This is a genomic window from uncultured Roseobacter sp. (genome assembly GCF_947493125.1).
GTDB lineage: Bacteria > Pseudomonadota > Alphaproteobacteria > Rhodobacterales > Rhodobacteraceae > Roseobacter.
Window position 1 is genome coordinate 323,185 of the sequence record NZ_CANLQB010000006.1, and the last position, 25,004, is coordinate 348,188.

The window sequence follows — 25,004 nt, forward strand, 5'->3', positions numbered from 1 at the left end:
TCACACCTCGCTCAAGTCGGTCACGGCCAGCAGCGCAATCGCCACGACCTTCAAAACACAGGGCACGCCCGCGTAAAGCAGCGCCAGCAGCGCCAGCGTCTCGGGCGTATTCTCCGACGCGCCGCCGCTCTGAAATCCGGCGCGCTCCAGCACCGGCAGCAATGTCACCGCGGCAAAGGCCAGCGTCAGCTTCGACACGAAGGACCACAGGCCAAACCCCTCCGCTGCCGAGGGCGAAATGCGCGCCATTCGGTCAGCAAAGATCGCCGGCAGAAGCGTCAGATCCGCTCCAAGTGTCGCGCCGGAGGCGACGCAGATCAGCGCGAAGAGCGCCCAGTCGCCAGGCCCCAGCGTCAGGGTCAGGCCAAAGGCGCAAATGGCCAGCACCATCGCCACGATCAGCACCCGCTTGGGTCCGAACCGCTCGGCCATGGCCCCCCAGAAAGGCGCTGCCACGGCGGCAGACAGGAAGAAAACCAGCAGGAGCGGCCCTTCATAGCCCGGCGCATCGAGCTTGCTTTCCACGAAGAACAAAAACAGCGTCGAGCTCACCGCCACGGGGGCTGCATTGACCAGCGCGATCAGCAGGAGCCGCCGCGCCAGCCCGTCCCGCAGCACCACGCCGAACCCGGTCGAGGCGGCCAGACCCGCCGTGCTCCACTCGCTGCGCATGGCATAGGCGGCCCCCACCGCAAGCCCGGCAAATCCCAGCGCGAACCAGGCAAAGGGGGCCTCAAAGGCCGCGGCCAAGGCCACCGGCGCCACGGCAGCCACGCACACGCCCAAGAGCGCCCCGCTCTCGCGCCAGCGCGCCAGCCGCAGATGCCCCTTGCCGGCCAGTCCCGCCCCCTTCATCACGCCCTGCGCATAGAAGTTGATGGTCAGAAAACTGAAAGCCGAGAACACCAGCGTCAGCGTCAGCCCGAACCACACCAGCGGCGGCAGCAGTGGCGGGATCGCAAAGAGCGCCACCATCGCACCGCCGATCACCGCACAGCCGATCGCCACCGCCCCCGCGCGGCGGTCGCGCACCCGCTCCGCCAGCTTGCCCAGAAGCGGATCCTGCACCACATCCAGCAGCCGCAACCCGAAGAGCACCGCCCCCAGGGCCGCCAGCGACACGCCGTATTCATCCACATAGAATTTCGGCGCGTGAATATAGATCGGCAGACCCGCCGCCGCGAGAAGGGCTGCGAAGAGAGAATAGGCCGGCAGACGCTCGGAGGCTTGCGTCACCGCGACACCTCTTTCTTCGGTGGCAGCGGGCGAGCGCGGTATCGTGCGCCCTTCCACCAGAGCTTCAGCGCCTGCCAGTGAATGAGCCCGAGCACCCGCCGCGCGCCCAGCGGCCGGAACAGCGCTGACCGCAGGATGGCGAGGTTGGTGAGCGGGCGGCGCTTGCCGGTGAGCGTGGCGATCAGCCCCCCCTCCGCCCGCGCATAGTCGATCCAGATGCCGATGCGGGCGTCAGATATATCAAAGCGGAACTTGTAACCGCCCTCGACGGGCTGAAACGGCGAGACATGGAAAATCTTGGTCGCGGTCAAGGTGTCCGACGGCGCGATGGGCCGCAGATCCCGATGATAACACAGATAGCTGTGCCGGTCCCCGAAGGTGTTGCTCACCTCCGCAATCACCGTGATCAGCGCGCCATCCGCACGGCGGCACAGCCAGAAGCTCACCGGGTTGAACACATGCCCCAGCATGCGCGGCTGGGCGAGCAGTTCGATCTGCGCCACGCCCGTGATCTGATGCTGCTCCAGCACGTCCCGCACCCAGGGCGCGCCGCGTCCGGCCTTGGGAGCGCCACCATGGTCCACATCATGCAGCGAGGTCAGCGCCGCACCATTGCGTGCAAAGAGCCGCGGGCCCCGCACCTCGGCCTCCGCATCCAGCAGGATGTAATCCACCGAATAGCGAAAGGCGTTCTCAACCGATCCCTTGCGGCCATGAAAGGTCTGGCCTGCGATATGATCGACGCGGGCCGTCATTCGGCAGCGACCCGGCCCTGTTCCACCGCGCGCAGGCTGCGCACCACATCGACCGCGCTCGACAGACCATCCTCGTGAAAGCCGTTCTTCATCCAGGCTCCACAATACCAGGTGTTGCGCGCGCCATTGAACCTCTGCACATCCGTCTGGGCCTCCAATGCCGCCAGATCATAGACCGGATGCCGCAGGGTGACCGTGTCATAGATCAAATCCTCGCGGATTGTCCGCTTGGTGTTCAGCGTCACGAAATGCAGATCGTCCATGGGAATGGGCTGCAGCGAGTTCATCCAATAGGTCAGGTCGATCCGGTCCGACCGCGCATCCTTGTCCTCGGTGTAGACCCAGCTCGCCCAGGTCTTGCGCGACTTCGGCATCAGGCTGGTGTCGGCATGCAGCACGACGTCGTTGGGCTGGTACCCGATGGCCCCAAGCGCGCGGCTCTCCTCCGGTGTCGGATCGCCCAGCATCGCCAGGCTGTCGTCGGAATGCGTTGCAAACACCACATGGTCGAAGACCTCAGGCTCTCCGCCCCAGGTCCGCAAAACGACCTTCTCGGGCCCGCGAATGACCGCCTGCACCGCGGCCCCCAGGCGGATGTCCGTGCCCTGGTTCTTCAAAGCGGCCTCAAGACGGTTCACATACTGCTGCGAGCCGCCGTCGACGGTGTACCACTGATGCTGCCCATGAACGCCAAGAAGCGCGTGGTTCTTGAAGAACCGGATCAGCGCATGCGCCGGAAAATCCATGATCCTGTCCACAGGCGTCGACCAGATCGCGCCCGAGAACGGCAGCAGGAAATGGTCGCGGAAGGCCTTGCCCGTGCCCAGAACCTCGAGGAAGTCGCCAAGGCTCAGGCTGCGATCCTGCGCCACGCTTTCGGCCCGCTTTGTGAATTTCAGGATGTCCCGCACCATGCCCAGGAACGCAGGGCTGACGATATTGCGGCGTTGCGCGAACAGCGCGTCCAGCGAGGTCAGCGCATATTCCAGGCGCCCGCCGTCAATGGAGGCGCCGAAGCTCATGTTCGACTTGGTGATCGGCACATTGAGCTGTCGAAAGAGCGCCGACATATAAGGGTAGTTCGCGTGGTTGAAGACGATGAACCCGGTGTCGACCGGCTGGTCACCGTTCTTGCCCGCCATGACGGTGCGCGCATGCCCGCCAAGCCGCGGTTCAGCCTCAAAGAGCGTGACATTGTAGTCCTTGCTCAGCATGAAGGCCGCGCCCATGCCAGAAATCCCTCCGCCGATCACGGCAATCTTCTGGGATACGCGGGGCTGGCGGAAAGGCGCAAACGTGCCTGCTGTCAGGGCTTCAAAAGGCATAAAAGGCCGTCCGATCATTCTTCGTGGTGTGCCGTGTATACGACCTGCTCCTCAAAATGGATGTATTGCCGCGAAAACAAAGTTTTTTTGATCCAATTTTGCACCTGCGGCGTAACTCTGGCATGTTGATGGGCCTTGACAGTCACATGAAACCAAAGTCTGCCGCCTCCGCGGCGGCGGGTCCGTTGTTGACGATGATGAAGGCTGGACCAGAACACGTGAGTGGTAAGACCGTACCTTCAAGGCTGCTGTGGGTGGAGCATGTGATGCGCATCCGCGACAACAAAGATACGCAGGCGTTTGCCGAACTGTTTGACCACTTCGCGCCGCGCGTGAAGGGGTTCTTGATGAAATCCGGCGCCGATGCGTCGCTCGCCGAGGAGTGTGCGCAGGATGTGATGGCCGCGCTCTGGAACAAGGCGCATCAGTTTGACCCGACGCGGGCCTCGGTCGCCACGTGGATCTTCACGATCGCGCGGAACCGCAAGATCGACATCCTGCGCCGCCAGCGCAGGCCAGAACCAGAGGACCTCGGATGGGGTCCCGAAGAAGAACCGGATCAGGCAGATATCCTGAGCCTGCAACAGGAAACCGAGGCGCTCGGTGCGGCTCTGGCACAACTGCCGGACGCGCAGCGGGAGCTGATTGAAAAGGCGTATTTCGGGGATCTGACCCACAGCGAAATCGCCAAGGAAACCGGTCTGCCCCTGGGCACGATCAAATCGAGAATACGGCTGGCGCTGGATCGCCTGCGCCACACAATGAAGTGAATGACATGAGTAACGAGATCAAATACCACCTGAATGACGCCATTCTCATGGCCTATGCCGCCGGGTCCTTGCCGGAGGCGTTCAACCTGATGGTCGCCTCGCATCTGTCGCTGTGCGACACCTGCCGCGCGCAGGCCGAAAGCTTCGATGCTCTGGGCGGCGAGGTGCTGGAGGCGATGGCAGACGACGCTGCGGTTGCCTTGCGCCCCGACAGTCTCGAAGCCACTTTGGCGCTGATCGCAGGGGGCCCCGTCGATGCGGCGGAAACCAACGAGACAGCCTGCTCGGTGCTGCCGAAGCCGCTGCGTGACTATGTGGGCGGTGATCTCGACACCATCCGCTGGAAGCCGGTGGGCATGGGTGTGAAACAGGCGATCCTGCCGACCTCGAAGGAGGCCTCCGCCCGGTTGCTGTTCATTCCGGCGGGCACGGCGATGCCGGATCACGGCCACCACGGAACAGAGATGACCATGGTGCTGAAAGGCGCCTTTCAGGACGAGGATGATTACTTTGCCCGCGGGGATGTGGAGATCGCAGACAGCGACATGCATCACACGCCAGTGGCGGACATCCACGAGGATTGCATCTGCCTCGCGGTGGCCGATGCGCCGCTGCAGTTCGACCGTCTGATCCCGAAAATTGCACAGCGGTTCCTGCGGATCTGAGCCTTAGGTGCCAGTGGCCAACCACTGGATTGAGTATTTTCGGAAGGGTGAAGCTGCAATTGAAGTGGATGTTTGCACGAGCGCTATGAAGCGACCTCGAAGGGTATTAGTCGCGGCCAGTCGAATACAACGCCCGTGCCCGGCGCGTCGGGCGCCACGGCACGGTGGTTTTCGATCACGAGGGGCCGCGTGGTATAGCGGTCAATCGGGAAGCTGTGCACCTCGATCCAGCCTGCGTGCGCCTGTGCTGAGACAAGGCTCACGTGCAGCTCCTGCATCCCGTGACTGCAGACCGGGACACCCGCCTGCCGCGCCAGTTCCGAGGCTTGCAGCCAGCCGGTGATCCCGCCGCAGTTCGAGGCATCGGGCTGGATGAACCCCAGATCACCCTGGTCCAGCGCCATCTCGAATTCATGGATCGTGTGCAGGTTCTCGCCCTGCGCCACAGCCATGCCCGTGGCCTGAGTGATCTTCGCATAGCCTGCGTAGTCATCCGGGATGATGGGCTCCTCGAACCACAGGATGTTCTGGTCCTTCACTGCATTGGCAAGCGAAATGGCCTGCGGCACCGTCATGGAATAGTTCGCGTCGATCATGAAGGCGGCATCCGGCCCGATCTGCTGGCGCACCGCGCGGATGCGCGCCACATCCTCGGCTTCCGTCGGCTGTCCGATCTTGATCTTCACGCCGTTCAGCCCCGCATCGAGGTAACCCTGCACATGGGTCAGAAGCTTCGGCAGCGGATAGGCCAGATCGATCCCGCCGCCATAAGCCTTGCAGGTCTTGCCAGCCCCACCCGCCATCTGCCACAGCGGCTGGCCCGAGGCCTGCCCGCGCAGATCCCAGAGCGCGATATCCACCGCCGAGATCGCGAAACTCAGGATGCCGCCGCGCCCGACGTAGTGCATATGCCATTGCATCGCCTCGTAGAGCGCCTCGACATCCTCCGCGTCGCGACCCACCAGAAACGGCGCCAGATCATAGGTGATCATCGCGGCGGTCGCATGCCCGCCGCGTCCGCCATTGTAGGTGTACCCCGTGCCCTCGCGCCCGTCCTCCAGCGTGACGGTCGCAGTGATCAGGTGAAAGTGGCTGTGGCTGCCATGTTTGGCATCCACGAGCACCTCATCCAGCGGCACGTTGAAGAGCCGGGCAATAACGCGCGCAATCCGGGTCACCGGCTCACATATCCGCGCATTCCGGCACGGCAGAGATCACCGTTCCGTCCTTCAAATGCTGCAGCAGGTTGTCCACCGTCAGCGCCCCCATGGCCGCCCGCGTCTCATGGGTGGCCGAGCCCACATGCGGCAGCAACACCACATTGTCGAGCTTGCGCAGCGCTTCCGGCACGTGCGGCTCCGCCTCGAAGACATCGAGACCCGCCCAACCCAGCCGCCCCTCTTGCAGCGCTGCGATCATCGCCGCCTCATCGACAACCGAGCCGCGGCTCACGTTGATCAGCGTGCCTTGCGGCCCAAGCGCATTCATCACCTCGGCATTCACGATCTTGTTCGTGGACGGCCCGCCAGGCGTGATGCAAATGAGCGTATCCACATCCTTCGCCATCTCGGTCAGATCGCCGTAATAGGTGTAGTCCACATCCTTCGGGCTGCGCGAATGGTAGACAATCGTTGTGCCCCAGGGTGCAAGCTTGTCGGCAATCGCCTGACCGATCCGGCCGAGCCCCAGAATGCCCACGGTCTGGTTGTCCGCCGACCGCGTCAGCGCGGAGTTGCCCTCCGCCTCCCAGCGCCCTGACCGCACGTAGGCATCATCGCGCAAGAGTTCCCGATAACACGCCAGCATCAACAGCACCGCCGTCGTCGCCACCTCGGCATTCAGCACATTCGGCGTGTGCGTCACCACAACGCCCTTGGCCTTGGCCGCCTGCACGTCGATGGCGTCATAGCCCACGCCGTAACAGCTGATCGCCTTCAGGTTCGGCATCGCCGCCATATACTCTGGCTTCACCCCGTCATGACCGTTGGTCGCCACATGGGTGATCTTCTCCCCGTGCTCGGCCAGCCACGCCTGCGGGTCGTCCATGTCCTTCGCCTTGTGCACGGTGAAGGCGGCGTTCAACCGCTCCAGCATCACATCGGTGGCGCCACCGATCAAAAACAACTCCGCCATTTACGCATCCTCCGTCACGGTCTGCCGCTGGTGCCCCAGCCCTTCGATGGTCAATTCCATCACATCGCCTTTCTTCAGGTACACCGGCTCCGGCTTGATCCCCATGCCCACACCGGGCGGCGTCCCGGTGGTGATCACGTCGCCTGGGTGCAGCGTCATCAGCGACGACAGGTGTTCGATGATTTCCGCCACCGTAAAGATCATGGTCGAGGTATTGCCTGTCTGCATCCGCTTGCCGTTTACATCGAGGCTCATGGCGAGCGCCTGCGGGTCCGGTACCTCGTCCCGCGTCACCAGCCAGGGACCTGTCGGCCCGAAGGTGTCGCAGGATTTGCCCTTGGTCCATTGTCCGGTCAGCTGTGTCTGGAAATGCCGCTCGCTCACGTCATTGACCACGCAGTACCCCGCCACATGGTCCAGCGCGTTTTCCTTGCTGACGTATTTCGCCGTGGTGCCGATCACCACGCCCAGCTCGACCTCCCAATCCGTATGGGTCGATCCGCGCGGCATGCTGACGTCATCATTCGGACCCACGACGGCGGAGTTCGCCTTGAAGAAGAGGATCGGGTGCTCGGGGATATCCGCGCCCGTCTCGGCGGCGTGGTCGGAATAGTTCAGCCCAATGCAAAGAAATTTGCCGATGTTGCCGACGCAGGCCCCGATGCGCGGATCGCCGTCCACGACAGGCAGGCTCGCCGGATCAATTGCCCGCAGCGTCTCCAGCCCCGCATCCGACAGCACCTCACCCGCGATATCATCAACATGTGCGGACAGATCACGCAGCGTGCCATCCCCATCCAACAGTCCAGGTTTCTCGGCGCCCGGCGCGCCGTAGCGTACTAGCTTCATGTTCTTCTCCCTATGAGGCGTTCAAATAGCCGATCAGCAGCGACAGGAAGGCGCCTACATGGACCACCATGATGGCCTTGTCCTTCCACATCGCACCCACGGCAAACCAAAGAATGATCCCGGCAAAAAAGGCCCAGATGTTCCAGGGCGTCACGCCCATGCCGGTCAGCGCATAGCCGATGAGCTGGATCACGGTCGCGATCCATTTGACGATATCGACAGGTTTCCACGTTCCGGGACCCTGCGGATCAGTGATTGTCACGGGGCAGCCCTTTGCGTGAGATGTCCTGGTACTGGTCCGCATCCTGAAGGATCATGCCCTGATCGAAGCGGCCCACCTTCTCGCGGAACAGCGCCTGCCAGGGCGACTGGCTTTCGGGCGCGTCATAGCCGCCCTGCGCCTCGAAGATGCGCGCCCGCTCGGCCAGGTCCTCCATCGGCACCAGCATGTCCGCCGTGCATTTGTTCAGATCGATCCGCACCCGGTCGCCGGTCTTGAGCAAGGCCAGCCCCCCGCCCGCCGCCGCCTCGGGCGAGGCGTTCAGGATGGACGGAGACCCGGAGGTGCCGGACTGCCGCCCGTCCCCCACGCACGGCAGCGCTTCGACCCCCTTCTTCAGCAGGTAAGACGGCGGGCGCATGTTCACGACCTCTGCGCCCCCGGGATACCCCTTGGGCCCTGCACCGCGCATGAAGAGGATGCAATCCTCGTCAATGTTCTCGCTCGGGTCATCGATCCGATGATGAAAATCCTCCGGCCCGTCAAACACAACCGCACGGCCTTCAAAGGCGTTCATGTCATCCGGGTTCGACAGATACCTGGCGCGGAAATTGGCACTGATCACGCTGGTCTTCATGATCGCGCTGTCAAAGAGATTGCCGGTCAGGTTGATGAACCCGGCCTGGTCCTTCAGCGGTTCGGAAACCGGCTTGATCACCTTGGTATCCTCGCTGCGCAGATGCCCGCAGTTCTCCGCCATGGTCTTGCCATTGGCGGTGATCACATCCGGATGCGGCAGCAACCCCTCGGCGATCAACTCACCCACGACCGCAGGCACCCCACCGGCGTGCTGATAGTCCTCACCGAGGTACTCCCCCGCGGGCTGAAGGTTCACGAGCAGCGGCACGTCATGCCCGATGCTCTGCCAGTCATTGTTATCGAGCGGCACGCCGAGATGCCGCGCAATTCCGTTCAGGTGAATGGGCGCATTGGTCGAGCCGCCGATGGCCGAGTTGATCACGATGGCATTCTCGAACGCCTCCCGCGTCATGATCTCAGACGGTCGCAGGTCCTCCCAGACCATATCCACAATCCGTCGCCCAGTCTCATAGCTGATCTGCCCGCGCTCACGGTAAGGCGCGGGGATCGCCGCGGACCCCGGCAGCTGCATGCCCAAAGCCTCGGCCAGCGAATTCATTGTCGTGGCCGTTCCCATGGTGTTGCAATACCCAACCGAGGGCGCCGAGGAGGCCACAAGCTCCATGAACCCCTCATCGTCGATCTCGCCCGCGGCATGCATCTCGCGCGCCTTCCAGACGATGGTGCCCGAGCCCGTGCGCTCGCCCCGGAACCAGCCGTTCAGCATCGGCCCCACGCTAAGCGCAATCGCCGGAATATTCACCGTCGCCGCCGCCATCAGCAGCGCAGGCGTGGTCTTGTCACAGCCGATGTTCAGCACCACCCCGTCGAGCGGATAGCCAAACAGCGTCTCGACGAGGCTCAGATACGCGAGGTTCCGGTCCAGCATCGCCGTGGGCCGCTTGCCCGTCTCCTGGATCGGATGCACCGGCACCTCGATACAGGTGCCACCTGCCGCGATGATCCCGTCGCGCACCCGCTTGGTCAGCTCCAGATGATGCCGGTTGCAGGGGCTGAGGTCACTGCCCGTCTGCGCGATCCCGATGATCGGCTTACCCGATTGCAGCTCTTCCCGCGTCAGCCCGTAGTTCAGATAACGCTCCAGATAGAGCGCGGTCATCTCCGGATTGTCCGGGTTCATGAACCACTTGCGCGACCGCAGATCTTCGATGCCGATTTTCTTTGTTCCAGACTCTGTCACTGTCCTGACCAGCCTCCGTCAATGATATGGGGATGCCCCGTTGTGAATGCGCTCTCGTCGCTGGCGAGGTATACCACAAGCGCCGCGATCTCCTCCGCCGTGGCCACCCGGCCCATGGGCTGACGCGACACGAATTGCTCCATCGCCTTGTCCTTGCTGCCGAGCTGCTGCCCAAGCGCGTCGACCCGGTCATGCCAGCTTGGGCTCTCCACCGTGCCGGGGCAGATCGCATTGCAGCGGATGCCTTTCGACACGTAATCCACCGCCACCGATTTCGTCAGCCCGATCACCGCCGCCTTCGTCGTGCCATAGATAAAGCGGTTCGGCGCGCCGATCACGCTGGAACAGGCCGACGACATGTTGATGATCGACCCAGCCCCGCGCTCCAGCATCCCCGGAAGTGCGGCGCGGATCGTGCGCAGCATCGAGCGTACGTTCAAATCGAAGGCAAAGTCCCACTCGTCGTCCTTGGCATCCAGCACGGTCCCATGATGCACAAAGCCCGCGCAGTTGAACAGAACGTCTGGTTTCGCCTGCGCCACCCCGGCGGAGACACTCTCATCACTACGCGCATCAAGTTCGAAAATTTCGATATTTTCGTGATTCGCATCCCGAATCGTGGAAAGCGCATCCATGTTGATGTCGGTTGCGAAGACCTGCGCACCCTCTGCGGCCATCGCCAGGGCACTGGCCCGCCCGATGCCCTGCCCGGCCGCTGTCACCAACGCGCGCTTACCCTCAAGCCGTTGCCCTGTCATGATATTCTCTCCCCCGATGTGCCTGCGACCGGCTCTCCAAACCGGGGGCCTCCCCCTTGGTCGCAACACAAATCTTGCCGTCTTCATCAAAAAACCACCGGACGGGCTGGTCCAATGGCTGGTTTTCGTTAGCGTATGACAACAGCGCCACTTTGGCTACTGCTTTGGAAAACGGATCGAGGGGGGACATCCAGCACCATGACCACATCGCGACACATCACGCTGATCGGAACCGGGCTGATGGGCGTCCCCATGAGCCGCAATCTGCTCAAGGCCGGGCACGCTCTGACGGTCTGGAACCGCACGCTTGCCCGCGCCGAACCGCTGGCCAAGGACGGCGCGACCGTCGCCGCCGACGCGATGAGCGCCATCAAGGGCGCCGAGTTCGTCATCACCATGCTGTCCGACGGGTTTGCCTCCGGCGCCATGATCGAAGAGGCCCTCGCCGCCAGGGCGCTCGGGCCCGGTGCGATCTGGATCGACATGTCGAGCGCCAAGCCCGAACACGCCCGCGCCCAGGCAAAGCTGCTGGAGAGCCTGCACTTCGGCCACCTCGACGCGCCGGTCTCGGGCGGCACCAAAGGCGCCGAGGCAGGCAGCCTCGCCATCATGGTCGGCGGCAAGACGGAGACCTTTGAGGCCGCACGCGAGGTCTTCGAGGCCATGGGACGCCCGGTCCACGTCGGCCCTTCCGGTGCCGGGCAACTCTCCAAGCTCGCGAACCAGACCATCGTCGCCGTCACCATCAGCGCCGTGGCCGAAGCGATGCTGCTGGCCGAACAGGGCGGCGCCGACCCGGCAGCCGTGCGTGCAGCCCTCAAAGGCGGGTTTGCCGACAGCGTGATCCTGCAACAGCATGGGGAGCGTATGACGGAGGGCAACTTTGAGCCCGGCGGCCTCACCAAATTCCAGGTCAAGGACCTCAACAACACGCTGGAGGAGGCCGCCAGCCACGACCTCACCCTGCCCGCCACCGAAAGCGTCCGCGACCGCTTCCAGCACTTCATCGACGCGATGGACGGGGGCGAAAAGGACCACTCGGGCCTCTATCTCGAACTGAAAGCACGCAACGGGCTGCTCACATGACACATATTCTCATCATCGGCGGCGGCGGTATGGTTGGCCAGAAACTGCTGGCAAAACTACTGGCAGAAGGGCTACCCGGGCACGACACGCTCGACATCACGCTCTTCGACATCGGCTTTCCACCCACCTGCCCCGACGGCCCCGCGCAGATCACCGGCAATCTGACCGATCCCGCGAAGATCACCCAGCTCGCCGCGTTGCGCCCCGATCTGATCTATCACCTCGCCGCCATCGTCTCGGGCGAATGCGAAACCGATTTCAACAAGGGCTGGGCCACCAATATGATGGCCATGTGGCATCTGCTCGAAGCCTTGCGGGCCGAGCACGACGCCTCGGGCGGGACATACGTGCCGCGGGTGATCTTCACCTCCTCCATCGCCGTCTTCGGCGCACCCTACCCGGACAAGATCGGCGACGAATTCCTCTGCTCCCCACAAACCAGCTATGGTGCGCAGAAGGCGATCTCCGAGCTCATGTTGCAGGATTTCAGCCGCAAGGGCTTCATGGACGGGATGTCTCTGCGCCTGCCGACGATCTGCGTGCGCCCGGGCAAGCCGAACCTCGCGGCCTCATCCTTCTTCTCCGGCATCATCCGCGAACCGCTGAACGGGCAGGAGGCGGTGCTGCCGGTGCCCGATACCGTGCGCCACTGGCACGCCTCGCCCAAATCCGCCGCCGGGTTCCTGACCCACGCCGCCACGCTCGACACCGCCCGGCTCGAGGGTCGCCGCGCCCTCAGCCTGCCGGGGCTCAGCTGCACCGTGGCCGAACAGATCGAGGCCCTGCGCCGGGCCGCGGGACAAAAGGCCGTCGATCTGATCAAACCCCAGCCCGATGAGGCGATCATGAAAATCGTCGCCGGCTGGCCCCGCAACTTCGACCCGGCCCGCGCCACAGCCCTTGGGTTCAAAGCCGAAAGCAGTTTCGATGAGATCGTCGAAACCTATATGGCGGAGGATTTGCCCAGGGCTTCGGGCTGAGCCTTGCGCGGCATCGGACGTGTCAGGTTGCGCGCCAGATGGTCGTTCACGCAGACCCGCATCAGGTCTTCATTGCGCTGCAAAGCGGCGTCCAGAATCGCCTGATGCTCGCGAATATTCTCGGGAAAATACCCGTAATTCGTCTCCGCCGAGACGAGTTGCTGGCGGAATTGTTCGTAAATTACCGCGTGCGTACGCATCAGGAGCCCCGACCCGCAGGCATCGATCAGCGTCTCGTGAAACTCCTGTTCCGCCCGGCTCCACAACCCCAGCAGGGGAATCAGATCGCCTGATGAGCGCACCCGCGTTTCAATGTGAGACAACTTATGGTGGGCAGCGGTCAGCCGCGATTCCCACTCCACACCGCCCATGCGGATCGACAGGCACGCGCCCTCCGTTTCCAGCAAAATCCGCATATGCGTCAGCTCATGCTGGCGCTCAACCGATTGAACTGGCGCCCGAAATCCGCGTTGCTCCTGAAACTCGACAAGGCCCACGGTGGAGAGCCGAAACAGCACCTCGCGCACCGTGCTGGCCGAACAATTGTAATCATGGCGTAGCTTTTCGGCGCGCAGTTTGGTACCATATCCGAACTCGCCGGTGATCAGCCGGTGGCGCATATCGTCGAAGATATCGGCATCCTGCGCAGCCATGTGAACCCTCCCAGTACAACCTCAGCGTTACGCGCAAAATTTCGAAAATCAAAGAAAATATCGAAATTCGGGAAAAATAAAATATTTTCTTGCTTGCCATGCACCCCTCAGCCTAACGTTTCGATAGCGTAAGACAGACCGGGCCGAAACGCCCCGACGAAAATGTGCGCTCAACGTCTGGGAGGACAACATGACACTCATCAAGAAGGCGGCGACCGCTGCCGCCGTGGCAGCGCTGGCTGCGTCGACTGCGTTCACCGCGTCGGCAGAGACCACCAAGCTGCGCATCCAAACACACTACGCCCCTGAAACCGTCTCCGGCAAACTCGCCGCGCAATACATGCAGGACATTCAGGACATGTCGAACGGCGAAATCGAGGTGGAGATGTTCTACTCCTCCTCCGTCGTGAAATCCGTGGAGACGTTTGACGCGGCCTCCACCGGCATTCTCGACTGCGACATGACCGGCGGCGGCTATCAGACCGGCAAGAACTCCGCGTTCCAGTTTGTGGGCGACATCATGGGCGGCTACGACACGCCCTACCAACAGCTCAGCTGGCTCTATTTCGGTGGCGGCAAGGAAGCCGCGGCCCCGCTCTATAACAAATACGGCATGGAGCTGATCGGCTGGTGGGTCTACGGCCAGGAGAGCTTTGCCTCCTCGAAACCCATCGCATCGGTGGAAGACTTCAAGGACTGGAAGTTCCGCTCCCCCCCCGGCATGCAGACCATCATCTTCGAAAAGCTGGGCGCCTCGCCCATCGTGATGGACTTCACCGAGATCTTCACGGCCCTTGAAACCGGCATCATCGACGGCGCCGACGCCTCCGGCCTCGCCAACAATGTGGGCCTGGGTCTCTATGACATCGTCAAGCACGCCAACTTCCCCGGCTTCCATTCGATGCCGTCCGATCACCTGGCCTGCAACAAGGCTGTCTTCGACGCGATGCCCGCGCATCACCAGAAGATCATGAAGGTGGCGATGGAAGCGCTGGCGCTGCGCACGGCCCTGACCTTCGAGAAGAAGAACGCCGAAGCCGCCGCACAGCTGCGCGAGCAGGGCGTGACCCTGTCGCAGTGGTCGACAGAGGAGCTGAACAAGTTCCGCGCCGCGGCACAGTCGGCCTGGGCCGAGTTCGCCGACACGCCCGAAGCCAAGGCGCTGGTGGACTCGCACCTCGCCTACCTCGATCAGCTGGGTCTCAAGCAGTAAGCTGACCACACCCTCGACCCCGCCCACACCGGGCGGGGTCTTTTTTGTCCCGGGCCGGGGCACCGAAAACGGCCCCGTGGGGAGACATCATGCAGGAAAAATCCGGAAGCCTGATCGAATGGCTGGTGCCGCTGGCCTTCATCTTTTGCGCAGGCTGGGTCACCTGGCACATGCCGGCCTTCACCCTGACCTGGGCCAGGCCCGAAGACCCCTCGCAATATGACAAGCTCTCCGCGCTCTTCGCCCGCGCGGATATCACACCCAACATGACCGGCCTCTTCGGCGGCTATGCCGATGCCGGGGACTGGCTGGCGCTGATCCTGATCCCGATCCTGGCCTGGATCGGCATGCGCACCGTACGCCGCGCGCCGATGGAGTTCGAAAGCTGGCGCGCCATTGACCGTCTCGCCGTCTTCATCGGGCGGGTCACCATGATGCTGGTCGTGGTGCTCTGCAGCGTGATGATCTACGAGGTCATCCTGCGTTACGTCTTTGAGCGCCCCACCCTCTGGGCCAACGAGCTGTCGCTCTGGCTTGCGGGCTTCGTGTTCCTCTGCGCCGGGCTTTACGCCATGCAACAGCGCAGCCACATCCGCATTTTCCTGCTCTACGACATGCTGCCCCGCGCGCTGCAACGCACCTGCGACTGCATCTCGACTGCGATGATCGTGATCTTCGCCTTCTTCCTCTTCTACGGCGGCTATGGCGAGGCCTTCGACAAGTTCTACCGCTGGGAGACCTTCGGCACCGTCTTCGACCCGCCCATCCCCGCCACGCTCAAACCCATGGTGCTGATCGTCGTGGCGCTCGTCGCGGTGCAGGCGATCATCAACCTCATCTCCGACTGGAACGCCGAGCCTGTCATCCACACTGCCGCAGACGACATCGACCAGGACGAGTTGGAGAAGCTCAAAGCCGCCGTCGGCAGCGACGGCACCGCAGGGATGGATGTGACGCGCGGCAGCATCCAGTCCAAGGATCTTCGCTGATGGATATCGGAACGATCTCACTGGTCCTCATGCTGGGCCTGATCCTGCTGCTCGCCATCGGCATGCCGCTGGGCTTTGCCTCTGCCATCCTCGCCGTGGGTGTGCTGGTGATGAAGTTCGAGCCACAGCTGCTCACCGCACCCTGGACCTTCGGCGACGGCGTCCTCACCGGGCGGCCGGGTTCCGGCCCGCTCAACATTCTCGCGCAGCGAATATACGGGCTCTTAACGGACTATGTCCTCATATCCATTCCGCTCTTCATCTTCATGGCCGCACTGCTGGAACGCTCCGGCATCGCCAAGGACATGTATTCCTCGCTGAACGTCTGGCTCAACCGCACCCGCGGCGGCATTGCCATCGTGACCTCCATCATGGCGGTGATCATGGCGGCCATGTCCGGCATCATCGGCGGCGAAGTCGTTCTCCTCGGCCTCATCGCCCTGCCGCAGATGCTGCGCCTCGGTTACAACCAGAACCTCGCCATCGGCACCATCTGCGCCTCCGGCTCCCTCGGCACGATGATCCCGCCCTCCATTGTCCTCATCATCTACGGGCTGATCACCGAGACCTCGATCAAGGCGCTCTTCACCGCCTCCTTCCTGCCCGGCTTCATGCTGGCCAGCTTCATCATCATCTACATCATCATCCGCACCCAGCTGCGCCCCGAAGACGCGCCGCTGCCCGAACCCATCGAGGGCGAGCCATACGGGTGGGAGAAAGCCAAGCTCTTCGGCGCCTTCCTCTGCGTGCTGCTCGCAGGCTTCGCCACCGTGCTCTTCCTGCGCGCGCTGTTCTTCGAGCTCAGCGGTCAGAACGCCGGCAACACCGGCGATGCCTTCGCCTATGGTACCGCCGACTGGCTGCCGTGGTTCGGCGGTATGGTGGTCTTTGCCTTTGTCATGATGTTCGGCGTGCTGGGCCGCGCCCGCACGGCGCTCGGCTGGAAACTGGGCAAGGGGCTGGTGGCCCCCATCGTGGTGATCGGCGTCGTCATGGGCTCGATCTACGGCGGCATCACCGGGATCACCGAGGCCGCGGGCATGGGCGCGCTGGCCGTCCTGATCATCGCGATCTTTCGGGGTGAAGCCTCGTTCGAGCTGGTCTGGGACAGCCTGATGCGCACGCTGAAATCCACCGGCACGATCATCTGGGTCACCATCGGCGCCACGGCCCTCGCGGGCGCCTATACCATCGCGGGCGGGCCCACCTATGTGGCCGACTTCATCGTTGGCTCCGAGCTGCCCACCATGGGCATCATCCTGATGATGATGCTGATCCTGCTCTTCATGGGCGCCTTCATGGACTGGGTCGGCATCGTGCTGCTGATCATCCCGGTCTTCCTGCCCATCGTGCAGCGGCTACCCATCGAGGAAATCGGCCTCTTCGGCGAATTGAACCCGCGCCATGTGGCGATCTGGTTCGGCGTTGTGTTCTGTATGAACATGCAGGTCAGCTTCCTCTCGCCCCCCTTCGGCCCCGCCGCCTTCTACCTCAAATCCGTGGCCCCGCCGCACATCAGCCTGACCGACATCTTCAAAGGCTTCCTGCCTTTCATCGGCATCCAGCTCTGCGCCCTCTCGGTACTGCTGATCTGGCCGCCCATCGTCTCGCTGCTGCTCCCGTAACCGGGGCGGGTCCAACACCCCGCCCCCTTCACCCTTCCAAAAATACTCAAATCCGACCGCACATCCCGCCCGCCATCGCCCAACCCTTGTGACCACCCCAACCCTGTGCCACCGTCCCGGACATGCCTGACATCATCCGCCTTGATCCCGCCGACAACGTCGTCACCGCCACCCGCGCGCTCGAAGCCGGTGTGGCGGTCGAGGACGCCACAACCCAAAGCCTGATCCCCTCCGGTCACAAGATCGCCACGCAGGCGATCCCCAAGGGCGCCGCCATCCGCAAATACGCGCAAGTCATCGGCTACGCCGCCGAAGACATCGCCCCCGGCGCCCATGTGCACACCCAGAACGTCGCATTCCGCAACACGGACGCGGACTATGAGTTCTCCACCGATCTGCGCCCCGTGACCCCGGTGCCCGAGGACGAACGCGACACCTTCCAGGGCTATGCCCGTGCAAACGGCCAGGTCGGCACCCGCAACTACGTGGCCATCGTCACCTCCGTGAACTGCTCCGCCACCGCCGCGCGCATGATCGCGGCGCATTTCACACCCGACGTCCTCAGCCAATACCCCAACGTCGACGGCGTCGTGGCCTTCGTACATGGCACCGGCTGCGGCATGGCCGATTCAGGCGACGGCTTCGAGGCGCTCCAGCGGGTCATGTGGGGCTACGCCCGCCACCCCAACCACGCCGCCGTGCTCATGGTGGGCCTCGGGTGCGAGATGAACCAGATCGACTGGATGCTCGACGCCTATGGGCTGAAACAAGACCCCACCTTCCAGGTGATGAACATCCAGAACGTCGCCGGTCTGCGCAAGACGATTCAACTCGGCATTCAGAAGATCGAAGCGATGCTGCCCATTGCCAATGAGGCGACGCGTAGCCCATGCCCCGCCTCCGAACTAAAAGTGGCCCTGCAATGCGGCGGCTCCGACGCCTGGTCCGGCATCACCGCGAACCCGGCCCTGGGATACGCCTGCGACCTGCTCGCCGCCCAAGGCGGCACAGGTGTTCTGGCCGAAACGCCCGAGATCTACGGCGCCGAGCACCTGCTCACCCGCCGCGCGGCGGACCAAGCCACCGGCGACAAGCTCGTGAGCCTCATCAAATGGTGGGAGGACTACACCGCCCGCAACCGCGGCTCGATGGACAACAACCCAAGCCCCGGCAACAAGGCGGGCGGGCTCACCACCATCCTCGAAAAATCGCTGGGGGCCGCGGCCAAGGGCGGCACCTCGCCGCTCATGGGCGTCTACAAATACGCCGAACCGGTCACGGCGCGCGGCTTCACCTTCATGGACAGCCCCGGCTATGACCCGGCCTCCGTCACCGGCCAGATCGCCGGCGGCTGCAACCTTGTCTGCTTCACCACCGGCCGCGGCTCCGCCTTCGGCTCCAAACCCGCGCCCACCATCAAGGTGGCCACCAACTCCGCCATGGCCAAGCGCATGGCGGAAGACATGGACATCGACGCAGGCACCATCCTGACCGAGGGCACGGCAGTCGAAGAAAAAGGCCGCGAGATCTACCAAACCTTCCTGCGCGTGGCCTCCGGCGAAGCCACGAAATCCGAAGCCCAGGGCCTCGGGGATTACGAGTTCGTCCCCTGGCAAATCGGGGCGGTGATGTGAGCCGCATCCTCGTCGTCGGCGGCGGGCTGATCGGCATCCGCCATCTGCAGGCCGTCGCCGCGCACCCCGCGTGCACGCTTGTCGGGCTGGTAGACCCCAACCCCGAAATCATCACGGATTATCCCCGCTTTGCCGATATGGCCGAGGTGCCGGCCCCGGTCGATGGCGTGATCCTCGCGACCCCCACGCATCTGCACAGCAAACATGGGGCCTATGCCGCCAAACGCGGCTGGCCCATGCTCATCGAAAAACCCGTTACCGAAGACCTCGCCCAGGCCCGCGTCTTGCAAAAGGCCATCCAGACGGCAAAGGTTCCCTCCCTCGTCGGCCACCACCGCCGCTACCACGCGCCCGTCCAGCAAATGAAATCCCTCGTCGCGAACGGCGCCATCGGCCAGCCCGTCACCGCCACCCTGATCTGGGCCATGCGCAAACCCGACGCCTATTTCGACGGGAACTGGCGCAGCGCCCACGGCAGCCCGGTGCTCATCAACCTCGTGCATGATATCGACCTGCTGCGCTTCGTCCTCGGTGACATCGCCGCCGTCTCCGCACTCCGGGGACGCCGCCTGCGCGGACAGGCCCGCGTCGAAAGCGGCGCCGTCGCCCTCGCCTTCGAGAGCGGCGCCACAGGCACCATCGCCTTCGCCGACACCGCGCCCTCTCCCTGGGGGTTCGAGGCGGGCACGGGCGAAAACCCCAACATCGGCACCACCCGGCAGGACATGCTCTGGATCACCGGCACCAAAGGGGCAATCAGCTTCCCCTCGATGACGCTCTGGTCCGGGCAGGACTGGTCCCGCCCCGCCGAGCAGGTGCCCTGCACCCGCGCCGAAAACGCCAAACCGCCGCTCGACGCCCAGCTCGACCACTTCCTCGAGGTGACCCAAGGCGCCGCGCCCCTGATCGACGTGGCGGATGCCACCCGGACGCTCGACATCGCCCTTCAGATCGAAGACCAACTGCGCCAGCAGGCCCCCGCGCCTGAGCCCGCGCACCCCTGACCCACATCCCAAAAGGAGATACCCCATGGCACAGCAGACAATCGGATTCATCGGGCTCGGGCTCATGGGCTCCGCCATGGTCGACCGGCTGATCGACAAGGGTTATGCGGTGACGATCACCGCCAACCGCTCGCGCCCGCGCATCGACGCTGCCGTGGCGCGCGGGGCCACGGAGGTCGCCACCGCCCGCGATGTTGCCGCCGCAAGCGATATCGTCATGCTCTGCATGGACACCAGCGACAGCGTGGAAAGCCGCATGCGTGGCGCGGACGGCGTGATCGCGGGCCTGAAATCGGGTGCCGTGGTGATCGACTTCGGCACCTCGCTGCCCGGCAGCACCCGCGCACTGGGAGACGAGGTCGCCGCCGCAGGCGGCACCTATATGGACGCACCACTGGGCCGCACGCCCACCCACGCCAAAGACGGGCTGCTGAACATCATGGCCGCCGGCGACAAGGACGCATTCGACACCGTGAAACCCGTACTCGATGACTTGGGCGAAAACGTCTTCCACCTCGGCGCGCTTGGCTCGGGCCATACCATCAAGCTGATGAACAATTTCTTCGGCATGACCGTCGCCAACGCCATGGCTGAGGCTTTCGCCATGGCCGATGTCGCGGGCATCGACCGCCAGCAGCTTTACGACGTGATGTCCGCAGGCCCGCTGCACTCCGGCATGATGGATTTCGTCTCGGGCTACGGGCTCAAAGGTGACCCGAACCAGCTCGCCTTCGCGATCAAGAACGCCGCCAAGGACGTGGGCTATTACGCGAAAATGGCCGAAGACGCAGGCGTCGACAGCATGATGTCGAAATGCGCTCTGGGTGCCCTGCGCGAGGCGACCGAGACGGGCCACGGCGAGAACATGGTCAGCCAGATGATCGACTTCTATGCGCAGAAAATGAAACCCTGAGATGGCCGTCACCGCCGGTCTGGTCGAGGATCGTCCGCATTTCGGCATCAGCCTCATGCTCTGCGCATGGCTCATGTTCTCCGTTGTGGACACCAGCGCCAAATGGATGGCGTTGCTTGGCTTCCCGGCGTTCCAACTGGCCTTCATGCGCTATGCGGGCCACTTCGTGATCTCCTTCGGGGTGATTGCGCGCGGCGGGCTCACCCGCGACCGGCTGCACACCGGTCACGCAGGCCAGGTCGTCACCCGGGCCCTGCTGCTGATCACCGCCACCGTGTCGAATTTCTACGCGCTGAACTTCCTGCCGCTCACGGTGATCTCGGCCATCATGTTCTCCAGTCCGGTGATCGTCTGCTTCCTGTCCCAGCATTTCCTGAACGAGAAGATCGGCCCTTGGCGCTGGTTCGCGATCCTGCTGGGCTTTGTCGGTGTTCTGATCGTCATCCGCCCCCTGGGTGCGGCCTTCCACTGGGCCATGCTGCTTGCACTCTTCAACGCCCTCAGCCTCGCGCTCTATTCCATCATGACGCGCAAGCTCGCAGGTATCGTCGCCACAGAAACCATGCAGTTCTATATGGGCGCGCTCGGCACCACGCTGCTCCTGCCGCTGGCGATCTGGAGCTGGCAGGCGCCCGCCGACCCGCTGCAATGGGCGCTGCTCATCGGCCTGGGTGTCTTCGGTTGGGGCGGCCACCAGCTGCTCACCAACGCCCACCGCTTCGGCTCCGCCAATACACTGATGCCCTTCACCTATTCGTTCATGATCTATCTCACGATCATGGGCTATCTGGTCTTCGACCACCTGCCCGATCAGTGGACCGTCCTCGGCGCCCTGATCATCGTGGTCTCGGGCCTCATCATCTGGAAAAGGGAACAGCGATGACCCTGCGCGTGGCCTGTATCGGCGAAGCCATGATTGAACTCTCCATGCAAGGTGAGATGGCAAAGGTTGGCGTGGCTGGCGATACGCTCAACACGGCGATCTATCTCAATCGCTGCGCGCCGTCGCTGACGGTCGACTATGTCACCTGCCTCGGCGACGATCCCTTCTCAGCCCAGATCCGCGACTTCATCGCCGCCCAGGGCATCGGCACCGACGCCATCCGCACCATCCCCGGCAAGTCCCCCGGCCTCTACGCCATCACCACCACGGAGGACGGCGAGCGCTCCTTCACCTACTGGCGCAGCGCCGCCGCCGCGCGCGATCTGTTCCAGACGGACGGCGGCTACGACGTCTCACCGCTGGCCGACTACGACGTCCTCTACCTCTCCGGCATCTCGCTCGCGATCCTGCCCCAACCGGTGCGTCTCGCTCTCATCGACTGGCTGAAGGACGCCCCCCAAAAGCTGGTCTACGACAGCAACTACCGCCCGCGCCTCTGGGAGGATCAGACCACCGCGCAGGAGATCACCCGGGCGATGTGGGCCCGCGCCGACATCGCCCTGCCCTCCATCGACGACGAAATGGCCCTCTTCAGCGAAACCGAAGCCCAGGTCACCGCCCGCGTGCAGAGCTATCCCGGCACCGGCGCTCTGAAACGCGGCGCAACCGGGCCGCTCTCCCTCGGCGACCCGGTCACGCAAACCTACCTCCCTGCCGAAGCCGTCATCGACACCACCGCCGCAGGCGACAGCTTCAACGGCGGCTACCTCGCCGCGCTGCTGACCGGCCAATCTCAGGTGGAGGCGCTCATGGCCGGCCACGCCTGCGCCGCCCGCGTCGTCCAGCACCGGGGTGCCATCATTCCAGAATAGCGCCGGCGAGATCCTCCGCGCCGATCAGCGCCAGCAACTGGGCGTCCTCCCCCCCCGCACCGACGATCCCCGCAATCACCTCCGCCTTCGGATCCTGCAAGGCCCGCCCCGCTGCCACCTCGGCCCGGCAGAAACGGGTCCAGGCCCGCACCCCCGCCGCCAAGGTAGGTGCATCACCGCACAAGGCACGCAGGCTGTCGATCATCCGGTAGGGCAGCTTCTGCGTGCCATCCATCGCGATCTGGCGCAGGCTGTGGTTGATATGCGGGTTGTCAAAGCGCGCCACCAGCGCCTCCGCATAGGCGGGCGCGATCTCCTGCATCTCCGGGCTGAGCGTCTGCGCCGCCTCCCCCATCAGCGCCCGCGCCTGCGCGCGCAGCGCCGCATCCGCCATCGCCTCATGCACAAACGCGTGCCCCGCGAGCGTCCCTGCATAGGCCAGCATCGAATGCGCCCCATTCAGCATCCGCAGCTTGCGCATCTCATGCGGCGCGACGTCATCGGTGAACACCACCTCGGGCCAGGCGGGGCGCGGCCCGGCAAAGTGATCCTCGATCACCCACTCGCGGAAGGGCTCCGTCGGCACCGCCATCGCATCACCGGTCTCGGCGCGCAGCGCATCGGTGGTCGCGGGCGTGATCCGGTCCACCATGCTGTTGGGAAACCGCGCCTGCATCGCCCTGGTCTCCAGCCGCGCTTCAGCCGCAAAAGCCACCACCGCATCCCGCAGCACATCGCCATTGTTCGCCCGATTGTCACAGCTCAGCACCGTCACCGGCGTTTTGCGCGCCGCCAGCCCACGGGCCAGGAACCCGATCACCGTGCGCGGGCCGCCACCGGCCAGATCCCGCGCGATCAGCGGATCCTCCAGATCCAGCACATTCTCCGGCGTCAGGTGATAGCCCTTCTCGGTCACCGTGACCGAGATGATATGCACCTCCGGGTCGGTGATCTGCGCCAGCACCGCGCCGGGGTCCTCCGGCGCCACCAGCACCTCGTCAAAGACATCGATCCGCTTGACCCCCTGCCCCTGCACCGCCAGCCCATAATCATAGCCCTGCGCCCGCAACCCATCGCGCACCGTAGAGGAGCGCAGGCTCACACCCACCATCCGCCAGCCCCCCGCGTCCTGCGTATACTCCGCGATATGCGCCCGGGCGAAATTGCCGAGGCCGATGTGCAGGATGCGCGGGCTCATGGCCGCAACCCATAGGCATCGCGCGCCAGATCCACTGCCAGAAGTGGCGCCAACATCTCCGCATCCGCCGTGCCGAACACACCGCGCGCCACCTGCGCGCTCAGATGCAGCGCCACGCCCCGCCGCCACAGATCGTGCCGCGCGGGGATCGACAGAAACGCCCGCGTGTCATCGTTGAACCCGGCAAGGTTCCAGTATCCCGCCGTCTCCACCACCTGATCGAAATAGCGCGCGATGCCCGCCGCACTGTCATGAAACCACCAGGGCGGCCCGATCCGCAGACACGGCCAATGCCCGGCCATGGGCGCCAACTCCCGCGCGTATGTCGTCTCGTCCAGCGTAAACAGGATCAGCCTGAACCCCGGCGTATTGCCCACGCGACCGAGCAGCGGCTCCAGCCCGCGCACCCAGTCCACCGCAATGGGAATATCCGCCCCCTTGTCGCGCCCGAACCGCTGGAACACATCCGCATTGGTGTTCCGCCTGCTGCCGCCATGCAGCTGCATGACCAGCCCGTCCTCGACCGACATCTGCGCCATCTCGATCAGCATATGCCCGTAGAACGCACGGCCCTCCGCCGCCGAGGCCGCGCCCTGCCGCAGCCGCTGGTAGAGCGCATCGGGATCGTCCAGCCAGACCGTCTCGATGACCTCAATGGCATGATCCGTCGCCGTCGCCCCCTGCGCCTTGAACACCGCCCGCCGCGCCCGGAGCGCCGCCAGATAGCCTGCGAAGGCGCCCACATCTTCGCCCGTCAGCTGACCCAGCGCATCGATATTGCCCAGAAAGCCTTCATGCGACGGGTCCAACACCGCATCTGGCCGGAACGTGGGGATCACGCGGCCACCCCAACCGCTCTCCGCCACCGCCGCGTGATGCGCCAGATCATCGAGCGCGCCGTCGGTCGTCGCCAGCACCTCGATCCCGAAGCGGTCAAAGAGCGCGCGGGGCCGGAAGGCGGGCTCCGCCAGCCGCTCCGCGATCTGGTCATAAACCGCATCCGCCGTCTCTGCCGACAGCGGCGTCTCGATCCCAAGGGTCTGGGTCAACACGTAAGTCATCCAGAACCGCGAGGGCGTGCCGAGAAAGAGGTGCCAGTTCTGCGCAAAAATCCGGAAGATGTCGCGCGGGTCCGCCCCGCGCCCCGGCTCCGGCACGCCGAGCGCCTCCAGCGGCACCCCCTGCGCATAGAGCATCCGAAACACATAGTGATCCGGCACCACGAGCAGCGCCGCCGGATCGGGAAAGGGAGCATCCGTGGCAAACCAGGCAGGGTCGCAATGCCCATGCGGCGAGACAATCGGCAGGTCGCGGATGGCCTCGTAAAGCGCCCCCGCCGTCCCGGTCAGCTGGTGCATGCGTATTCCCATCTTTTGCGTGGCCTTCGCGGGCCTTTGGTGCAA

The 25,004-nt window shown here is 64.2% G+C and carries 24 protein-coding genes; 12 read left to right on the forward strand and 12 right to left on the reverse strand.

From position 1 onward, the window contains the following. The 3 genes from Q1A71_RS15190 to Q1A71_RS15200 are packed head-to-tail and all read right to left on the reverse strand — an operon-like array spanning position 1 to position 3,316. Entirely contained in the window at positions 1-1,236 is a 1,236-nt protein-coding gene (locus tag Q1A71_RS15190; RefSeq protein WP_299677900.1) for an MFS transporter, read from the reverse strand. Continuing rightward, on the reverse strand, positions 1,233-1,991 hold the full coding sequence (locus Q1A71_RS15195) for a DUF1365 domain-containing protein (RefSeq protein WP_299677904.1): 759 nt from the start codon (positions 1,989-1,991) through the stop codon (positions 1,233-1,235). The genes Q1A71_RS15190 and Q1A71_RS15195 overlap by 4 nt, the downstream gene beginning before the upstream one ends. Then, positions 1,988-3,316 carry an FAD-dependent oxidoreductase gene (locus Q1A71_RS15200; RefSeq protein WP_299677907.1) on the reverse strand — a complete coding sequence of 443 codons (1,329 nt, stop codon included), beginning with the start codon at positions 3,314-3,316 and terminating at the stop codon, positions 1,988-1,990. Before Q1A71_RS15200 ends, Q1A71_RS15195 begins: the two co-directional genes overlap by 4 nt. Before the next feature lie 266 nt (positions 3,317-3,582). On the opposite strand from Q1A71_RS15200, the gene Q1A71_RS15205 reads away from it, so the two are divergent. Further along, positions 3,583-4,086 carry a sigma-70 family RNA polymerase sigma factor gene (locus tag Q1A71_RS15205; RefSeq protein ID WP_299678112.1) on the forward strand — a complete coding sequence of 168 codons (504 nt, stop codon included), beginning with the start codon at positions 3,583-3,585 and terminating at the stop codon, positions 4,084-4,086. A 5-nt stretch (positions 4,087-4,091) separates the two neighbouring features. Continuing rightward, positions 4,092-4,751 (forward strand): ChrR family anti-sigma-E factor, encoded by a 660-nt coding sequence (locus tag Q1A71_RS15210; protein ID WP_299677910.1) that lies wholly within the window; start codon positions 4,092-4,094, stop codon positions 4,749-4,751. An 83-nt stretch (positions 4,752-4,834) separates the two neighbouring features. On the opposite strand, the gene Q1A71_RS15215 is transcribed toward Q1A71_RS15210, so the two are convergent. The 6 genes from Q1A71_RS15215 to Q1A71_RS15240 are packed head-to-tail and all read right to left on the reverse strand — an operon-like array spanning position 4,835 to position 10,551. After that, complete coding sequence (locus Q1A71_RS15215) at positions 4,835-5,929, reverse strand: mandelate racemase/muconate lactonizing enzyme family protein (RefSeq protein WP_299677913.1); 1,095 nt, start codon at positions 5,927-5,929, stop codon at positions 4,835-4,837. A gap of 4 nt (positions 5,930-5,933) precedes the next feature. Continuing rightward, entirely contained in the window at positions 5,934-6,884 is a 951-nt protein-coding gene (locus Q1A71_RS15220; protein ID WP_299677916.1) for a 2-hydroxyacid dehydrogenase, read from the reverse strand. Next, positions 6,885-7,733 (reverse strand): fumarylacetoacetate hydrolase family protein, encoded by an 849-nt coding sequence (locus Q1A71_RS15225; protein ID WP_299677919.1) that lies wholly within the window; start codon positions 7,731-7,733, stop codon positions 6,885-6,887. A gap of 10 nt (positions 7,734-7,743) precedes the next feature. After that, a complete protein-coding gene (locus Q1A71_RS15230) occupies positions 7,744-7,995 on the reverse strand; it encodes a DUF6552 family protein (RefSeq protein WP_299677922.1) in 252 nt (83 codons plus the stop codon). Continuing rightward, positions 7,982-9,733, reverse strand: a complete 1,752-nt coding sequence (locus Q1A71_RS15235; protein ID WP_299678115.1) for an IlvD/Edd family dehydratase — start codon at positions 9,731-9,733, stop codon at positions 7,982-7,984. The genes Q1A71_RS15230 and Q1A71_RS15235 overlap by 14 nt, the downstream gene beginning before the upstream one ends. Positions 9,734-9,789: 56 nt before the next feature. Continuing rightward, the gene (locus tag Q1A71_RS15240) at positions 9,790-10,551 is read right to left on the reverse strand and encodes an SDR family oxidoreductase (protein WP_299677925.1); all 762 of its coding nucleotides are present in this window, start codon (positions 10,549-10,551) and stop codon (positions 9,790-9,792) included. Positions 10,552-10,749: 198 nt separating this feature from the next. Here Q1A71_RS15240 and Q1A71_RS15245 point away from each other — a divergent pair, with 198 nt between their 5' ends. Together Q1A71_RS15245 and denD are read left to right on the forward strand one after the other, a co-directional pair. Then, positions 10,750-11,637 (forward strand): NAD(P)-dependent oxidoreductase, encoded by an 888-nt coding sequence (locus tag Q1A71_RS15245; protein WP_299677928.1) that lies wholly within the window; start codon positions 10,750-10,752, stop codon positions 11,635-11,637. Continuing rightward, a complete protein-coding gene (denD, locus tag Q1A71_RS15250) occupies positions 11,634-12,617 on the forward strand; it encodes a D-erythronate dehydrogenase (RefSeq protein WP_299677931.1) in 984 nt (327 codons plus the stop codon). The genes Q1A71_RS15245 and denD overlap by 4 nt, the downstream gene beginning before the upstream one ends. Here the strand turns inward: denD and Q1A71_RS15255 are convergent. Further along, a complete protein-coding gene (locus tag Q1A71_RS15255; RefSeq protein ID WP_299677934.1) occupies positions 12,581-13,270 on the reverse strand; it encodes a GntR family transcriptional regulator in 690 nt (229 codons plus the stop codon). The two genes, denD and Q1A71_RS15255, sit on opposite strands and share 37 nt — an antisense overlap. Positions 13,271-13,460: 190 nt before the next feature. Here Q1A71_RS15255 and Q1A71_RS15260 point away from each other — a divergent pair, with 190 nt between their 5' ends. From Q1A71_RS15260 to Q1A71_RS15295, 8 genes are all read left to right on the forward strand, one after another. Further along, the gene (locus Q1A71_RS15260) at positions 13,461-14,483 is read left to right on the forward strand and encodes a TRAP transporter substrate-binding protein (RefSeq protein WP_299677937.1); all 1,023 of its coding nucleotides are present in this window, start codon (positions 13,461-13,463) and stop codon (positions 14,481-14,483) included. 89 nt (positions 14,484-14,572) lie between these two features. Further along, positions 14,573-15,472: a TRAP transporter small permease gene (locus Q1A71_RS15265; protein WP_299677940.1), complete on the forward strand. Its 900-nt coding sequence runs from the start codon at positions 14,573-14,575 to the stop codon at positions 15,470-15,472. After that, positions 15,472-17,097, forward strand: a complete 1,626-nt coding sequence (locus Q1A71_RS15270; RefSeq protein WP_299677943.1) for a TRAP transporter large permease subunit — start codon at positions 15,472-15,474, stop codon at positions 17,095-17,097. Before Q1A71_RS15265 ends, Q1A71_RS15270 begins: the two co-directional genes overlap by 1 nt. Before the next feature lie 122 nt (positions 17,098-17,219). Continuing rightward, entirely contained in the window at positions 17,220-18,731 is a 1,512-nt protein-coding gene (locus Q1A71_RS15275; protein WP_299677947.1) for an altronate dehydratase family protein, read from the forward strand. Continuing rightward, positions 18,728-19,735 (forward strand): Gfo/Idh/MocA family oxidoreductase, encoded by a 1,008-nt coding sequence (locus tag Q1A71_RS15280; protein WP_299677950.1) that lies wholly within the window; start codon positions 18,728-18,730, stop codon positions 19,733-19,735. Before Q1A71_RS15275 ends, Q1A71_RS15280 begins: the two co-directional genes overlap by 4 nt. Before the next feature lie 25 nt (positions 19,736-19,760). Next, positions 19,761-20,648, forward strand: a complete 888-nt coding sequence (locus Q1A71_RS15285; protein ID WP_299677953.1) for an NAD(P)-dependent oxidoreductase — start codon at positions 19,761-19,763, stop codon at positions 20,646-20,648. Between the two features lies 1 nt (position 20,649). Next, entirely contained in the window at positions 20,650-21,531 is an 882-nt protein-coding gene (locus Q1A71_RS15290; protein ID WP_299677956.1) for a DMT family transporter, read from the forward strand. Continuing rightward, the gene (locus Q1A71_RS15295) at positions 21,528-22,403 is read left to right on the forward strand and encodes a sugar kinase (RefSeq protein ID WP_299677959.1); all 876 of its coding nucleotides are present in this window, start codon (positions 21,528-21,530) and stop codon (positions 22,401-22,403) included. Before Q1A71_RS15290 ends, Q1A71_RS15295 begins: the two co-directional genes overlap by 4 nt. On the opposite strand, the gene Q1A71_RS15300 is transcribed toward Q1A71_RS15295, so the two are convergent. Both Q1A71_RS15300 and uxaC read right to left on the reverse strand, forming a co-directional pair. Continuing rightward, positions 22,390-23,601, reverse strand: coding sequence for a mannitol dehydrogenase family protein (locus Q1A71_RS15300; RefSeq protein WP_299677962.1), 1,212 nt, complete (start codon positions 23,599-23,601; stop codon positions 22,390-22,392). The two genes, Q1A71_RS15295 and Q1A71_RS15300, sit on opposite strands and share 14 nt — an antisense overlap. Then, positions 23,598-24,959, reverse strand: a complete 1,362-nt coding sequence (uxaC, locus tag Q1A71_RS15305) for a glucuronate isomerase (RefSeq protein WP_299677965.1) — start codon at positions 24,957-24,959, stop codon at positions 23,598-23,600. The genes Q1A71_RS15300 and uxaC overlap by 4 nt, the downstream gene beginning before the upstream one ends. Between the last annotated feature and the right edge of the window lie 45 nt (positions 24,960-25,004).

Excerpts from the sequence above, each read along its gene's own strand:
- Q1A71_RS15195 (WP_299677904.1), bottom strand. The coding sequence starts at position 1,991 with ATGACGGCCCGCGTCGATCATATCGCAGGCCAGACCTTTCATGGCCGC.
- Q1A71_RS15200 (WP_299677907.1), bottom strand. The coding sequence starts at position 3,316 with ATGCCTTTTGAAGCCCTGACAGCAGGCACGTTTGCGCCTTTCCGCCAG.
- Q1A71_RS15205 (WP_299678112.1), top strand. The coding sequence starts at position 3,583 with ATGCGCATCCGCGACAACAAAGATACGCAGGCGTTTGCCGAACTGTTT.
- Q1A71_RS15210 (WP_299677910.1), top strand. The coding sequence starts at position 4,092 with ATGAGTAACGAGATCAAATACCACCTGAATGACGCCATTCTCATGGCC.
- Q1A71_RS15220 (WP_299677916.1), bottom strand. The coding sequence starts at position 6,884 with ATGGCGGAGTTGTTTTTGATCGGTGGCGCCACCGATGTGATGCTGGAG.
- Q1A71_RS15225 (WP_299677919.1), bottom strand. The coding sequence starts at position 7,733 with ATGAAGCTAGTACGCTACGGCGCGCCGGGCGCCGAGAAACCTGGACTG.
- Q1A71_RS15235 (WP_299678115.1), bottom strand. The coding sequence starts at position 9,733 with ATGAACCCGGACAATCCGGAGATGACCGCGCTCTATCTGGAGCGTTAT.
- Q1A71_RS15240 (WP_299677925.1), bottom strand. The coding sequence starts at position 10,551 with ATGACAGGGCAACGGCTTGAGGGTAAGCGCGCGTTGGTGACAGCGGCC.
- Q1A71_RS15245 (WP_299677928.1), top strand. The coding sequence starts at position 10,750 with ATGACCACATCGCGACACATCACGCTGATCGGAACCGGGCTGATGGGC.
- denD (WP_299677931.1), top strand. The coding sequence starts at position 11,634 with ATGACACATATTCTCATCATCGGCGGCGGCGGTATGGTTGGCCAGAAA.
- Q1A71_RS15255 (WP_299677934.1), bottom strand. The coding sequence starts at position 13,270 with ATGGCTGCGCAGGATGCCGATATCTTCGACGATATGCGCCACCGGCTG.
- Q1A71_RS15260 (WP_299677937.1), top strand. The coding sequence starts at position 13,461 with ATGACACTCATCAAGAAGGCGGCGACCGCTGCCGCCGTGGCAGCGCTG.
- Q1A71_RS15265 (WP_299677940.1), top strand. The coding sequence starts at position 14,573 with ATGCAGGAAAAATCCGGAAGCCTGATCGAATGGCTGGTGCCGCTGGCC.
- Q1A71_RS15270 (WP_299677943.1), top strand. The coding sequence starts at position 15,472 with ATGGATATCGGAACGATCTCACTGGTCCTCATGCTGGGCCTGATCCTG.
- Q1A71_RS15275 (WP_299677947.1), top strand. The coding sequence starts at position 17,220 with ATGCCTGACATCATCCGCCTTGATCCCGCCGACAACGTCGTCACCGCC.
- Q1A71_RS15285 (WP_299677953.1), top strand. The coding sequence starts at position 19,761 with ATGGCACAGCAGACAATCGGATTCATCGGGCTCGGGCTCATGGGCTCC.
- Q1A71_RS15290 (WP_299677956.1), top strand. The coding sequence starts at position 20,650 with ATGGCCGTCACCGCCGGTCTGGTCGAGGATCGTCCGCATTTCGGCATC.
- Q1A71_RS15295 (WP_299677959.1), top strand. The coding sequence starts at position 21,528 with ATGACCCTGCGCGTGGCCTGTATCGGCGAAGCCATGATTGAACTCTCC.
- Q1A71_RS15300 (WP_299677962.1), bottom strand. The coding sequence starts at position 23,601 with ATGAGCCCGCGCATCCTGCACATCGGCCTCGGCAATTTCGCCCGGGCG.
- uxaC (WP_299677965.1), bottom strand. The coding sequence starts at position 24,959 with ATGCACCAGCTGACCGGGACGGCGGGGGCGCTTTACGAGGCCATCCGC.